Consider the following 14,170-nt stretch of genomic DNA (forward strand, 5'->3'; position numbering starts at 1 on the left):
CTGCCGCACCAGAGCGCGACCTGCCCCCTGTCAAGCCTTGTCCGGCCCCCGCCCCGGCCCTAACCTGACCCTCCGGTTGCCACGCCCCTGCAATGTCCGCGCGCTTCGCCCACCTCCACGTCCACAGCGAATACTCGCTCTCCGATTCGACGATCCGGATCAAGGAGCTGGTGAAACGCTGCGCCGCGCTCGACCAGCCGTCGGTCGCGCTGACCGACCGCAACAACCTGTTCGCGCTGGTCAAGTTCTACAAAGCGGCCGAGGGCGCCGGGATCAAGCCTGTGATGGGCGCGGACATCTCGCTCGCCGAAGGCGATGAACCGGCCTCGACGCTGACCCTGCTGTGCCGCGACCACGACGGCTATCTGTCGCTGTCGCGCCTGCTCACGCGTGCGTGGATGGAAGGCCATCGCACCGATGGCGTCGTCGTGCGCCCGGAGTGGCTGCGCGAGGCGAACACCGGCCTGTTCGCGATCGCCGGCCGACATGGCCCGGCGGCGAAGCTGCTGGCCGGTGGCCGCGACGATCTCGCGCGGCAGTGGTACGCGCAATGGCGCGACGTCTTCGACGATCGCCTGTTCCTGCAGCTCACACGCTGCGGCTTCGACGACGAAGCCGTGCACAACGCACTCGCGCTGCAGGTCTCGTCCGATCTCTCGCTGCCGGTGATCGCCGGCAACGACGTGCGCTTCCTCGATGCCGACGGTTTCGACGCGCACGAGGCGCGCGTGTGCATCTCGACCGGCCGCGTGCTCGACGATCCGCGTCGCCCGAAGCTCTACACGCGCGAGCAGTACCTGAAGTCGGCCGACGAGATGGCCGCGCTGTTCTCCGACGTGCCCGATGCGATCGACAACACGCTCGCGCTCGCGCAGCGCTGCAATCTCGAACTGCGCCTCGGCACCTATTACCTGCCCGCCTACCCGGTGCCCAGCGAACACACGCTCGACACCTGGATCCGCGCGCAGTCGCACGAGGGCCTGGTCGAGCGTCTGGAGAAGTATCCGGTCGCGGCCGGCCACACGCGCGAGAGTTACGTCGAACGGTTGAACGTCGAGCTCGACGTGATCTGCAAGATGGGGTTCCCGGGCTACTTCCTGATCGTCTCGGACTTCATCAAGTGGGCCAAGGAACACGACATCCCCGTCGGCCCGGGCCGTGGTTCGGGCGCCGGCTCGCTGGTCGCGTGGGCGCTGAAGATCACCGACATCGATCCGCTGCCCTACGACCTGCTGTTCGAGCGCTTCCTCAATCCCGAACGCGTGTCGATGCCCGACTTCGACATCGACTTCTGCATGGACCGCCGCGACGAGGTCATCGACTACGTCGCCGCGAAGTACGGGCGCGACCGCGTCAGCCAGATCATCACCTACGGCACCATGGCCGCGAAGGCCGTGGTGCGCGATACCGGCCGCGTGCTCGGCTATCCCTACGGCATGGTCGACGGCATTTCCAAGCTGGTGCCGCCCACGCTGGGCATCGGCCTGGAGGACGCGCTCGGACGCACCGACAAGTCGCGCAGCGACGATGCCTGGCGCTCCGATGAACTGATCGCGCGCTACAACGACGAGGACGACGTCCACGACCTGCTTGATCTCGCCCTGCAGCTCGAGGACCTGACCCGCAATGCCGGCAAGCACGCCGGCGGCGTGGTGATCGCGCCGTCGCCGCTCAGCGATTTCTGCCCGCTGTTCGCCGAACACGACGAAGGCGGCCGCGGCCGCAATCCGGTCACCCAGTTCGACAAGGACGACGTCGAGACAATCGGCCTGGTGAAGTTCGACTTCCTCGGCCTGCGCACGCTCACGATCATCGACTGGGCGGTCAAGGCGATCAACGCGCGCCGCGCGACCGCGGGCGAGGATCCGCTCGACATCGCCGCGCTGCCGCTCGACGACATCGAGAGCTACAAGCTCTTCGCGCGTGGCGACACGGTCGCGGTGTTCCAGTTCGAATCGCGCGGCATGCGCGAGCTCCTCAAGCGCGCGCAGCCCGATACGTTCGAGGACATCATCGCGCTCGCCGCGCTGTTCCGTCCCGGCCCGCTGGGTTCGGGGATGGACAAGGAATGGGTCGACCGCAAGCACGGCCGCACGGACGTGAGCTATCCGCATCCGTCGCTGGAGCCGGTGCTCTCGCCCACCTACGGCGTCATCGTCTACCAGGAACAGGTGATGCAGATCGCCCAGGTCCTGGCCGGCTATTCGCTGGGCGGCGCGGACATGCTGCGTCGCGCGATGGGCAAGAAAAAGCCCGAGGAGATGGCCAAGGAGCGCGCCAAGTTCGAAGCCGGCGCGGCGGCGAACGCGGTGGATCCGGTCCAGGCCACGCAGATCTTCGACCTGATGGAGAAGTTCGCCGAGTACGGCTTCAACAAGTCGCACTCGGCCGCCTACGCGCTGGTCGCCTACCAGACCGCGTGGCTGAAGGTGCACTACCCGGCCGAGTTCATGGCCGCGGTGCTGTCGTCGGACATGGACAACACCGACAAGGTCACCGGCTTCCTGACCGAAGCGCGGACGATGGGCCTGGACGTGCTGCCACCCGACGTCAACGCATCGGCCTACATGTTCGAGGCGATCGATCCGCAGACCATCCGCTACGGACTCGGCGCGGTGAAGGGCGTCGGCCGTGGCGCGTGCGAGAACATCGTCGAGGCGCGCGTGCATGCCGGCGTGTTCCCCGATCTGCTGGATTTCTGCCGCCGCGTCGACTCCTCGCGCCTCAACAAGCGCACGCTCGAAGCGCTGATCAACGCCGGTGCACTCGACGCACTCGGCAAGAACCGCGCGTCACTGATGCTGCAGCTGCCCGAGGCGCTGAAGGCGACCGACCAGCTCGCGCGCAACCGCAGCGCCGGCATCGTCGACATGTTCGGCAGCAGCGTCGGCGACAGCGATGCGCTGCACATCGATCTGCCCGAGTGCGAGGAATGGCCGCTCAAGCAGAAACTCGACGGCGAACGCGACACGCTGGGGCACTACCTCAGTGGCCATCCGCTCGATCCGTATCGCGACGAGCTGCAGGCGCTGGTCGGCACTGATCTGGGCCAGCTCGACAGCCTGTGGGCGGCGCGCGACCAGAAAGGCGGCGGCAACAGCTGGCGCCCGGAAACCCAGGTGATCATCGCCGGCCAGGTCGGCGCGATGCGCAAGCGCGGCGACTCGCAGGCCTTCGTGCTGCTGGAAGACGGCCGCGGCCGGCTCGAATGCGGCTTCTTCGCCGATGCCAGCAGCGAGTACGCGCACCTGCTGACGCGTGACCGCATCCTGATCGTCGAAGGCGGCCTGCGCGAGGACGAGTTCAGCGGCGGCTTCGCGCTTCGGGTGAAGCGCTGCTGGGATTTCCACACCGTGTGCCCGGAGCATGCACGCCGGCTGTCGCTGCGTCTGGACCTGCGCGTGCCCGGCACGCTGGCGCGCGTGGAGCAGGTGCTGGCCCAGCATCGCCCCGGCAAGACGCCGCTGCGTCTGGACCTGCTGCTGGAAGCCGGCAGCGCCGGGACGCTGGACGTCAACGGCAGCCATTCGGTGCGCGTGGACGCCGAACTGCCCGGGACCCTGCGGGCCCAGGCCGGCGTGCGCATCGCGCGACTGGACATCGCCAAGCCCTGGGCCAACTGAGAACCTGTTCAATGTCCTGCTGCGCTTGCCGGCTGGCGCGCGTGCGGTGCTCGGAATGCTCACGTACCGTGTGTACGCTGCGCTTTCTGCGCGCCGCCTCACACCATCCGGCTGCGCTCGCGACGGACCTTGAACAGGTTCCTCGCGCGCAAACAGCGCCGCATCCGGCTTCGCAACATCCGCCAACATGCGGCGATCTGCGATCCAGACGCCCTCGTACGGCCTCATCGGGCGCTCTCCGCTAGACTGTCGCCCTTTCCGGCTCCGGCCGGGCCCGCGTGGCGCACCGCGCCCGGGTCCGCACCGCGGCCGCCTCCCAACGGACGGCTTTCCCGAATGAATCCGAACTACCTCGACTTCGAACAGCCCATCGCCGATCTCGAAGCGAAGATCCAGGAACTGCGCCAGGCCAGCGACGGCCCGGCGGTCAACATCGACGCCGAACTCGCCACGCTGCGCGACAAGCTGCGCAAGCGCACCGCGCACATCTTCCGCGACCTCACGCCGTGGCAGGTGTCACAGCTCGCCCGCCACCCCCAGCGCCCGTACACCAACGACTACATCCGCAGCATCTGCGACGAGTTCGAGGAACTGGCCGGCGATCGCGCCTATGCCGACGATGCCGCGATCGTGGGTGGTCTGGGCCGCATCGATGGCCGCAGCGTGGTCATCATCGGCCACCAGAAGGGCCGCGACACCAAGACGAAGGTGCGTCGCAACTTCGGCATGCCGCGCCCCGAGGGCTACCGCAAGGCGCTGCGCCTGATGAAGATGGCCGAGCGCTTCAAGCTGCCGCTGCTGACCTTCATCGACACGCCGGGCGCGTATCCCGGCATCGGCGCCGAAGAACGCGGCCAGTCCGAGGCCATCGCCCGCAACCTGCTGGAAATGGCGGAACTCAAGACGCCGATCATCTGCACCGTGATCGGCGAAGGCGGCTCCGGCGGCGCGCTGGCGATCGGCGTGGGCGACCGCACGCTGATGCTCGAATACAGCACCTACTCGGTGATCTCGCCGGAAGGCTGCGCCTCGATCCTGTGGAAGGACGCGGGCAAGGCGCGCGACGCCGCCGAGCAACTCGGCCTCACCGCCAAGCGGCTCAAGTCGCTGGGCCTGGTCGACAAGGTGGTGCGCGAGCCGATCGGCGGCGCACACCGCAACCCGCGCCAGACCGCGACGCGCCTCAAGGCCGTGCTGATGAACGAGCTCGACCAACTGGAACAGTTGCCGGTCGAGACACTGCTGCAGCGCCGGTACGAGCGTCTGCGCAGTTACGGGGCGTACGAGGCGGCCTGATCCGCGCGCGACCCGTCGGCGCCTGTCCGGCCTTCAGCGGTTCTTCCGGGACGCGTGGCAGACTCGTCGCTCACTCGACGAATGGATGCCTCGATGAAAACGCGCCTATTTGCCCCCCGTGGCCGACTGTCTGCCCTGACTCTGGCACTCGTCGCCTTCACCGCGACAACGATTGCGGCGGCCGACGACACCGCGCTTGAAGTCGCGACCCGGGCGCCCGCGCTAGCGGATGCCGCGCAGGCAGCCTGCACTGCGATCACCAGTGCCTCCGCCCGGTCACCGCTCGAGATCGAAAGCGCGATCCGCGACGCGCGCGCCGCAGTCAGCGCAGCGGTGACTTCAGAGGCGACCGTGCCGGCTGCCGCGCCCATCCTCGCGGGGTTGGCCGAGCGCATCGGCGATCTGGACCAGGTGCCATCGATCCAGTTGCAGATGCTGCGCAACGCGCTCGCCAACAGCGCCGGTGACCGCGAACGCCTGATCGAAGGCCGGGCATTGACCAATGCACTGCTGCGCCACATCGACGGCAGTGGCGACGGCACGACACCGGCGACCGCCTGGCACCCGTGCCTGGTGAGCAACGAATACGATTTCGTGCAGCAGGTCCTGCGGGCGCGCGATGTCACCCAGCAGGCTCTGCTGCACGAAGGCGGTCGGCACTACGACAAGCTGACCCTGACGATGGGCGATGGCAGCACGCGCGAGGTGTTCTTCGACATCACCGATCTCTATACGCGCAACGCGGAGGCGCTGACGCGCTGAGCGCTCTCACCACGCGCGCAGATACTGGTCCGGCGTTTCGATCTCGACGCCCAGTTCGCGTGCCGCGCGACGCGGGAAGTAGGGATCGCGCAGCAGCTCGCGTGCCATCAGCACGATGTCGGCATCGCCGTCGGCGACGATGCGCTCGGCCTGCGCCGGCGTCGTGATCAGGCCGACCGCACCGGTCGCGATGCCGACTTCATCGCGGATGCGCCGTGCGAACGGCACCTGGTAGTCCGGCACCGCCTCGATCGACTGCAGCGGCGACAGGCCGCCGCTCGAGGTGTCGACCAGATCTACGCCACGCGCTTTCAGCAGGCGCGCGAGTTCGACGCTCTGTTCGACATCCCAACCGCCCTCGACCCAGTCGCTCGCCGAAATGCGCACCCACAGTGGCAGGCGTTCGGGCCAGACGCCGCGCACCGCATCGACAACGTCGAGCACCACGCGGACGCGATTGTCGAAAGGGCCGCCCCAGGCGTCGTCGCGCGTGTTCGACAACGGTGACAGGAACTGGTGCAGCAGATAGCCGTGCGCGGCGTGGAGTTCGGCGACCTCGAAGCCGGCGTCCAGCGCGCGCAACGCGCTCGCGCGGAAATCGTCGACCACCTGCGCGATGCCGGCCGCGTCGAGCGCCTGTGGCGCGGGATACTCGGCGCTGTAGGCCTGCGCCGAGGGCGCCACGACCTGCCAGCCGCCCTCGGCGACCGGCACCGCACCGCGCCCGCGCCACGGCGCGAACGTGCTGGCTTTGCGCCCGGCATGCGCCAGCTGGATCGCCGGCGCCGCGCCCTGCGCGCGGATGAAGTGCGCGATCGGCGCCCAGGCCTGCACCTGCGCGTCGTTCCAGATCCCGGCGTCCTGCGGCGAGATCCGGCCCTCGGGCGACACCGCGCAGGCCTCGGTCATCACCAGGCCCGCACCACCGACCGCGCGGCTGCCCAGATGCACGCGGTGCCAGTCGTTCGGCAGGCCATCGCCGGACGCGTACTGGCACATCGGCGAGACTGCGATGCGGTTGCGCAGTGTCAGATCGCGCTGGCGGAACGGGGTGAACAGGGCGGACATGTGGGGACTTCCTGCAGAGGCGATGCGCGACTGTAGGCCGCATAGCACCGCAGGGCGACCGCATCCCCGGATCGCTGCATCGCGTCCGTGGGCGACCAGCGGTGTTGCCCAGCGAACGCGAGACGAGCGCGCCTCGCTACCATGTCCACATGCCGATCGATCTGCCGCTGCCGGACCTGCTGCCCGATGCACATGGCTGCCTCGTCGTCGGCTACAGCGGCGGGCTGGATTCGACCGTCCTGCTGCACGCACTCGCACAGACGCCGGCGCTGCACGCGCGCGGGCTGCATGCGGTGCATGTGCATCACGGCCTGCAGGCCGACGCGGACGCGTGGGCCGCGCACTGCATGGCGACCTGCGCACGACTCCAAGTGCCGTGCAGTGTGGTCCGGGTCGACGTGGCGCGCGACAGCGGCGAGGGTCCCGAAGCCGCAGCGCGTGCGGCGCGCCACGCCGCATTCGCTGCGCAGCTCGGGGCGGGCGATGTGCTCGCCCTCGCCCACCACCGCGACGACCAGGCCGAAACCGTGCTGCTGCGTGCGCTGCGCGCGTCGGGGCCGGATGGGCTCGCCGCGATGCGTCCGCTGCGCCGCTTCGCGAACGGTTGGCTGTGGCGGCCCCTGCTCGCGCTGCCGCGTGCGCAGCTGGTCGCGTATGCGCAGGCACACGGTCTCGAATGGATCGAGGATCCGAGCAACGCGGTGGACGATGCCGACCGCAATTTCCTGCGCAATCGCGTGTTGCCGCTGCTGCGCACGCGTTGGCCGCACGCGGACGCCGCGCTGTCGGTGGTCGCGGCGCTGCAGGCCGAGACGGGCGCGTTGCTCGACGTGTGGGACGACGATGCGCTGGCAACGGCGCGGACGCCCGATCCCGCCGTGCTGCGCCTCGACGCGTTGCGTGCACTCCCGGACGCACGCCGCGCGCGCGTCCTGCGTCGCTGGATCGCGGCGCTCCAGGGGCCGCCCCTTCCGGCGCGTGCCATCGACTGGTGCAACGCCGACCTCGAAATGGGCCGCACGGATCGCGTGCCCCGCTTCGACTGGGCCGGCCATCGCCTGCAGCGCTGGCGCGGCCTGCTGCAGGCCGGGCCGATCCGGGCGCCGCTGGATGCCGGCTTCACCGCGACCTGGGACGGCGGTGCACCGCTGCAACTGCCTGATGGCGGCCGGCTGTGGCTCGACGGCGCGCCGGCTGGCCGTGCGTGGACCGTCCGGGCCCGTCAGGGCGGCGAGCGCATCCGCCTGCCCGGCCGTGCCCACACGCACGCGCTCAAACACGTGCTGCAGTCGCTTGACGCGCCCCCCTGGATCCGCGCGCATCTGCCGGTGCTGGTCGACGGCGACGGCCGCGTACTGGCGGCCGGTGATCTCGCCTTCGACGCCGGCTTCGACGCCTGGCTGCGCGACGGCAACCGCCGCCTGCACTGGTCGCCGCCCGGCGACATGTACACGGTGCCGGACGCGCGGATCGCTTAAAATCCGCGCATGCCGAAGAAACCCGCTGCCGCCGAAGCCAGTCCCGTCGCCGATTTCGAAAACGCTCTGACCCAGCTCGAGACGCTCGTCGAGCGCATGGAAGGTGGCGAACTGAGTCTGGAAGAATCGCTGGGCGCCTACGAGCGCGGCGTCGGTCTGTACCGGCGCTGCCAGCAGGCGCTCGAAGACGCCGAGCTGCGCGTGAAGCTGCTCAGCGATCCCGCAGCGCCCGAACGCGCGCAGCCGTTCGGCGATGCCGGATTCGACGATCCCGATGCCTGACGCGGCAGACGACACCGCCACGCTGATCGAGCGCTGGCGCGCACGCACCGACGCCACCTTGCAGCAGGCGCTCGACACCGTCGCCGACGGCGAGCCGCGCCTGCACGCCGCGATGGCACATGCAGTACTGCTGGGCGGCAAGCGCATGCGTCCGCTGCTGGTCCACGCCACCGCCTATGCCTTCGGTGCGCCCGCGGGCGCCGCCGATGCCGCGGCCGCGGCGGTCGAGCTGGTGCATGCCTACTCGCTGGTGCACGACGACCTGCCGGCAATGGACGACGACGCCCTGCGTCGCGGCCAGCCGACCGTGCACGTCGCCTTCGACGAAGCCACTGCGATCCTGGCCGGTGACGCATTGCAGACGCTCGCGTTCTCGCTGCTCGCCGAAGCGCCACTCGCTGCGGAGGTCCGGCTGGCGATGGTCGCGACGCTCGCGCGCGCGTCGGGCGCGAACGGCATGTGCGGCGGCCAGGCGCTCGATCTGGCGGCGACCGGTGACGGGGGCGCGATCGGCGTGACCGCGCTCGAACGCCTGCACGCGATGAAGACCGGCGCCCTGCTGCGCGCGGCGGTCGCGCTGGGCGCGCTCGCTGCCGGCGTGGATGCTGACACACGCGCGCGTCTGGATGATTTCGCCGATGCGCTGGGCCTCGCCTTCCAGATCCGCGACGACCTGCTCGACATCGAGGGCGACAGCGCGACGCTCGGCAAGACCGCCGGCAAGGACGTTGCGCAGGACAAGGCGACGTTTCCCGCGCTGATCGGCGCCGATGCCTCGCGTGCGCGCCTCGATGCACTCGCGACGCGCATGCGAGACGCGCTGGTTCCGTTCGGCGAGACCGTCGCGCCGTTGGCCGCGCTCGGCCGCCGCGCGATCGAACGCGATTTCTGAAGCCGGGACGCGATCAGCGCCCGGCCCTCATCAGACTCAGCCGCCGAAGAACCGGATCGTCAGCGGATGCCGGTAGTGCTCGCCGTTCAAAGCGCGCACCGCGGCGACGATGCTGCTGATCAGCCACAGCATTGCGAGGCCACAGGCCGCTGCCACCAGCATCAGGCCGGCCGGCAGCGTCACGATCGCGCCGATGCCGAGCGTCAGCACCGTGGCACCGAGCAGGCCGATGGCCGCGACGAAGATCGCGCAGGCGTAGAGGCACATGCTCAGGTGGAAGTTCAGCGCATCGCGCGCGTGCGCGGCGACGAACGCATCGTCGTCGCGCTTTGCCAGATAGACCACGCCGGCCACGAGCGCGCCCGCGACGCCGGACATCCAGCTCGTCAGCAGCGCGAGCACCAGTGCCCCGATGTGCATCGCCGCCGCCCAGTGGCGGCTGTCATCGGCGGGCAGGGTCTGCGGAAAGGATGCGGTCTGCATGGGACACCTCCGGTCGTGGATCGTGGCGCCAGCCTGCCCGCGCGTCGCGCGCGGCGCCAGACGCGGACGTCACCCGGACTTCCGGCACCCCCGCAACGCGACAGGCCCCGGCGCGGACGCCGGGGCCTGTGCGGTGCAGCCGGATCGATCGCTTACTTGACCAGGCGCAGCGCGAAGGGATAACGGTAGGCCACCCCGTCGTTCGCCTTCATCGCGCCGATGATGGTCAGCACCAGCCACGCGATGCCCAGCAGCAGGCCGACCGGCATCGTCAGCACCGCGCCGAGGCCGAAGGTCACCAGGGTGATCAGGAACAGCACCACGCCGACCAGCGCCAGGGTGATGTTGAAGTTGAGCGCCTCGCGCGCCTGGTCGGCGGCGAAGGGCATGGTGTCCTTCTTGATCAGCCAGATCACCAGCGGACCGACGATGTTGCCGATGCCGCCGGTGAACAGACCGGTCAGCGCCGACAGATGGCCGAACAGGCCCCACTGGCGTTCTTCCGCGGAGGCGACGCCGGCGGGGGGAGGCGATGCGGTGGTGTACTTGTCGAACTCGCTCATGCGGGACGCCTCGGGTTGGGTGGAAGGATCACAGGCCGTGGCCTTGCGGCGCACTGTTCAGGGAAGGCGCACAGCCGTCAAGTGCGGCAACGTCACTCGCCACCGGCAACGGTCATGCGCCCGAGCAGGATCGAGCCCGTGCGCACGTGCGAACGCGGGTCGACGTCGCTGCCCACGGCTTCGATGGTGGCGAACATCTGTTTCAGATTGCCGGCGATGGTGATGCCGTCGACCGCGTGGCGGATCTCGCCGCCCTCGACCCAGAAGCCCGACGCGCCGCGCGAGTAATCGCCGGTCACCGCATTGACGCCCTGCCCCATCAGGCCGGTGACCAGCAGGCCGCGATCCATGCCGCGCAGCAGATCCTGCAGACCGCCGGCGTTGGCGGGAATCTCGAGGTTGTGCACGCCGCCGGCATTGCCGGTGGTCTGCAGCCCCAGCTTGCGCGCCGAATAGCTGCCGAGCACGTAGCGCTGCAGCACGCCGCCCTCGATCAGCGGGGATTCGCGCGTGGCCACGCCTTCGGCGTCGTAGGCCGACGACTGGAACCCGCGCTGGAGGAACGGGCGCTCGAAAATGTCGAACCACTCGGGAAACAGCTGCGTGCCGACGCTGTCGAGCAGGAAGCTCGCGCGGCGGTACAGCGCGCCGCCGGACACCGCGCCCAGCAGATGGCCGATCAGCGAGCGCGCGACCTCGGCCTGGAACAGCACCGGATAGCTGCCCGTCGCCAGCGGCCGCGGGTCCAGTCGCGCGAGCGTGCGCTCCGCGGCGCGTCGGCCGATCGCAGCCGGCGCATCGAGATCGGACTCGGCGAGCGCCACGCTGTACCAGCCCTCGCGCTGCATGTGTTCGCCCTCGCCCGCGATCAGCGCACAGCCGATGCTGTGGTGGCTGCCCCGCTCGGCGCCGACGAAGCCATGGCTGTTGGCGTAGACGCTCAGGCCCTTCGACGTGCTGACCGAGGCGCCATCGGAATTGGCGATGCGCGGATCGGCATCGCGACCGGCGGCCTCGCAGGCCAGTGCCAGATCCACCGCGGCGTCCGCATCCAGGGCCCAGGGATGCCAGGCGTCGTACTCGTCGAAGCGGCCATCGGCACCGGGGCGCGCCATCAGGTCGGCATCGGCGAGGCCCGAGGCTTCATCGTCCTCGGTGAAACGCGCGATCGCGCAGGCCTGGTCGACCGTCGCGGCGAGGCTGTCCTCGCGCAGATCGGCGGTGCTGGCGGTGCCCTTGCGCTTGCCGAAGTAGACGGTGACGCCGATGCCGCGGTCGCGCGTGGACTCGACGGTCTCGACCTCGCCCATGCGCACGTTGACGCTCAGGCCCGCGTCTTCCGAGCACGAGACCTCGGCCTGGGTGGCGCCGGCGGCGCGGCACCGGTCGAGCAGGCGCTGCGACAGCGCGGCCAGTGCGTCGAGACGGACGGCCGAATCGTCGGCCGGATGAACGTCGATCAAGGCGTGGGACATGGGCAATGACTTATCCTGTTGCAATGAGAGGCATCAACGAAGAATCGGGCGAGTACCTGGGTCCCAGCCGCAAGCAGAACCGGCGCGAAGCGCTGGAAGTGCTGTCGCTGGCGGACGCCCTGGTCGCACTGTCCGAAAACCAGCTGGGCAAACTGCCCGTTCCCGACACACTGCTGCCGCACATCGCCGATGCGCGGCGCATCACCTCGCACATCGCGCGCAAACGGCAGCTGGCGTTCCTCGCCAAGCAGATGCGCCGCGAGAGCGACGAGACACTGGAAGCGATCCGCGACGCGATGGACGCCGGTGGCGCCGCCGCGCGCGTCGAGACCGCCCAGCTGCACCGCGCCGAAGCTTGGCGCACGCGCCTGCTCGACGACGGCGATGCGGCCCTGGCCGAACTGCTCGATGCGTACCCGGAGGCCGACCGCCAGCGCCTGCGCCAGCTGGTGCGCAACGCACTGGCCGAGCGCGCGAAGAACAAACCGCCCGCCGCGTTCCGCGAACTGTTCCGCGAGCTGCGCGGCGTGTTCGCCGCTGCCTCGCTCGCGGCAGGCGAAGACGCTGCGGCCGAGGAAGCGCGTCTGGAAGACGAAGGCGACGAACCCGGCGACGGCGACGACGCACGCTGAGTTTCATATGCCGTCATTCCCGCGGAAGCGGGAATGACGGATTTATTGGAGCGCAGCCCAAAGCCGCTCCGACTAACGCAACCCAAGTCCTGCACGGCGGCTCTCAAGCCTGCGTGCCGCCGACGGTCAGCTGGTCGATCAGCAGATGCGGCTGGCCCACGCCGACCGGGACGCTCTGCCCGTCCTTTCCGCAGACGCCGACGCCTTCGTCGAGCGCCATGTCGTGGCCGATCATGCGCACGCGCTGCATCGTCTCAGGACCGTTGCCGATCAGCGTCGCGCCCTTGACCGGCGCGGTGATCTTCCCGTCTTCGATCAGATAGGCCTCGGTCGCCGAGAACACGTACTTGCCGTTGGTGATGTCGACCTGGCCGCCGCCGAAGTTCACCGCGTACAGGCCCTTCTTGACCGAGCGGATCATGTCCTGCGGATCGTCCTGACCGGCCAGCATGTAGGTATTGGTCATGCGCGGCATCACCAGATGCGCGAAGGATTCGCGGCGGCCGTTGCCGGTCGGCGCGACACCCATCAGGCGCGCGTTGAGCGTGTCTTGCATGTAACCGGTCAGCACACCGTCCTCGATCAGCGTCGTGCAGTGCGTCGGCGTGCCTTCGTCATCGATGTTGAGCGAACCGCGGCGACCGTCGAGCGTGCCGTCATCGACGATCGTCACGCCCTTCGAGGCGACACGCTGACCGATGCGGCCCGCATACGTGCTGGTGCCCTTGCGCGCGAAATCGCCTTCGAGGCCGTGACCGACCGCTTCGTGCAGCAGCACGCCGGGCCAGCCGGCGCCGAGCACGACCGGCATGGTGCCGGCCGGCGCATCGATCGCTTCGAGATTCACCAGTGCCTGGCGCAGCGCCTCGCGCGCGAAGCGCTCCGGCTTGCCGTCGCCCAGCAGTTCTTCGTACGAGTACCGCCCGCCGTAACCCGAGTAGCCGGATTCGCGGCGGCCGTTGTGTTCCACCAGCACCTGGATGTTGAGCCGCACCAGCGGACGCACGTCGCCGGCGAGCACGCCGTCACTGCGCGCCACCAGCACGGTGTCGACGCCGCCCGTCAGGCTGACCATCACCTGCTGCACGCGCGGATCGGCAGCGCGCAGCAGGCGGTCGACGCGGCGCAGCGCTTCGACCTTCGCCTCGCTGCCGAGCGCGTCGATCGGATCCTGCGCGGGATACAGATCGTGGGCGCGGGTGCGTGCCAGCGCGAGCGGTGCGTGCGCGCGGCCATCGCGGGCGATCGCACGCGCCGACTGCGCTGCGCCGAGCAGCGCGACCGCATCGATGTCGTCGGAGTAGGCGAAGCCGGTCTTCTCGCCGCTGATCGCGCGCACGCCCACGCCCTGCTCGATCGCATGCGAGCCACTCTTGACGATGCCGTCCTCGACCGCCCAGCTCTCGCGACGCGAGTGCTGGAAATACAGGTCACCGAAATCGATGCCTGGTCCGAGCAGGGCGGAGAACGCGCGGTCGAGGCCGGAGGTGTCGAGACCGGCGGGCAACAGCAGGCGGGATTCGGCCAGCGCGAGCGCGCCGCCGGAGGAAACGGGAGATTCGGACATCCGCCAAGTGTGGGGGCAAAGCCGTCGATGGCAAGCCGAAACTGAACCT

Annotated in this window: 12 protein-coding genes; 7 read left to right on the plus strand and 5 right to left on the minus strand. The window is 69.5% G+C overall.

Going from position 1 to position 14,170, the window contains the following annotated elements; genetic code table 11:
- The first annotated feature begins 92 nt into the window (after window positions 1-92).
- From dnaE to AC3A5T_RS14760, 3 genes are all read left to right on the plus strand, one after another.
- Window positions 93-3,623 carry a DNA polymerase III subunit alpha gene (gene dnaE, locus AC3A5T_RS14750; RefSeq protein WP_487629191.1) on the plus strand — a complete coding sequence of 1,177 codons (3,531 nt, stop codon included), beginning with the start codon at window positions 93-95 and terminating at the stop codon, window positions 3,621-3,623.
- 336 nt (window positions 3,624-3,959) lie between these two features.
- Window positions 3,960-4,919, plus strand: coding sequence for an acetyl-CoA carboxylase carboxyltransferase subunit alpha (locus AC3A5T_RS14755; protein ID WP_232137718.1), 960 nt, complete (start codon window positions 3,960-3,962; stop codon window positions 4,917-4,919).
- Between the two features lie 93 nt (window positions 4,920-5,012).
- On the plus strand, window positions 5,013-5,681 hold the full coding sequence (locus AC3A5T_RS14760; RefSeq protein ID WP_487629192.1) for a hypothetical protein: 669 nt from the start codon (window positions 5,013-5,015) through the stop codon (window positions 5,679-5,681).
- Between the two features lie 6 nt (window positions 5,682-5,687).
- Here the strand turns inward: AC3A5T_RS14760 and AC3A5T_RS14765 are convergent, their stop codons facing one another.
- Window positions 5,688-6,749, minus strand: coding sequence for an NADH:flavin oxidoreductase/NADH oxidase (locus AC3A5T_RS14765; protein ID WP_487629193.1), 1,062 nt, complete (start codon window positions 6,747-6,749; stop codon window positions 5,688-5,690).
- 149 nt (window positions 6,750-6,898) lie between these two features.
- Here AC3A5T_RS14765 and tilS point away from each other — a divergent pair, with 149 nt between their 5' ends.
- The 3 genes from tilS to AC3A5T_RS14780 are packed head-to-tail and all read left to right on the plus strand — an operon-like array spanning window position 6,899 to window position 9,401.
- Window positions 6,899-8,227: a tRNA lysidine(34) synthetase TilS gene (tilS, locus tag AC3A5T_RS14770; protein WP_487629194.1), complete on the plus strand. Its 1,329-nt coding sequence runs from the start codon at window positions 6,899-6,901 to the stop codon at window positions 8,225-8,227.
- A gap of 9 nt (window positions 8,228-8,236) precedes the next feature.
- Complete coding sequence (locus tag AC3A5T_RS14775; RefSeq protein WP_487629195.1) at window positions 8,237-8,509, plus strand: exodeoxyribonuclease VII small subunit; 273 nt, start codon at window positions 8,237-8,239, stop codon at window positions 8,507-8,509.
- A complete protein-coding gene (locus AC3A5T_RS14780; protein WP_487629196.1) occupies window positions 8,502-9,401 on the plus strand; it encodes a farnesyl diphosphate synthase in 900 nt (299 codons plus the stop codon). Before AC3A5T_RS14775 ends, AC3A5T_RS14780 begins: the two co-directional genes overlap by 8 nt.
- A gap of 36 nt (window positions 9,402-9,437) precedes the next feature.
- Here the strand turns inward: AC3A5T_RS14780 and AC3A5T_RS14785 are convergent, their stop codons facing one another.
- The 3 genes from AC3A5T_RS14785 to pmbA all read right to left on the minus strand — a co-directional run bounded on the left by AC3A5T_RS14785 (window position 9,438) and on the right by pmbA (window position 11,922).
- Window positions 9,438-9,884, minus strand: a complete 447-nt coding sequence (locus AC3A5T_RS14785; protein WP_487629197.1) for a DUF4870 domain-containing protein — start codon at window positions 9,882-9,884, stop codon at window positions 9,438-9,440.
- Window positions 9,885-10,036: 152 nt separating this feature from the next.
- The gene (locus tag AC3A5T_RS14790) at window positions 10,037-10,447 is read right to left on the minus strand and encodes a DUF4870 domain-containing protein (RefSeq protein WP_332076699.1); all 411 of its coding nucleotides are present in this window, start codon (window positions 10,445-10,447) and stop codon (window positions 10,037-10,039) included.
- 92 nt (window positions 10,448-10,539) lie between these two features.
- The gene (gene pmbA / locus AC3A5T_RS14795; protein ID WP_487629198.1) at window positions 10,540-11,922 is read right to left on the minus strand and encodes a metalloprotease PmbA; all 1,383 of its coding nucleotides are present in this window, start codon (window positions 11,920-11,922) and stop codon (window positions 10,540-10,542) included.
- A 23-nt stretch (window positions 11,923-11,945) separates the two neighbouring features.
- Here pmbA and yjgA point away from each other — a divergent pair, with 23 nt between their 5' ends.
- On the plus strand, window positions 11,946-12,554 hold the full coding sequence (yjgA, locus tag AC3A5T_RS14800; RefSeq protein ID WP_487629199.1) for a ribosome biogenesis factor YjgA: 609 nt from the start codon (window positions 11,946-11,948) through the stop codon (window positions 12,552-12,554).
- Window positions 12,555-12,657: 103 nt separating this feature from the next.
- Here the strand turns inward: yjgA and tldD are convergent, their stop codons facing one another.
- Window positions 12,658-14,121 (minus strand): metalloprotease TldD, encoded by a 1,464-nt coding sequence (gene tldD, locus AC3A5T_RS14805; RefSeq protein WP_487629200.1) that lies wholly within the window; start codon window positions 14,119-14,121, stop codon window positions 12,658-12,660.
- Window positions 14,122-14,170 lie beyond the last annotated feature (49 nt).

The organism is Luteimonas sp. Soil_C_16 (assembly GCF_057657295.1).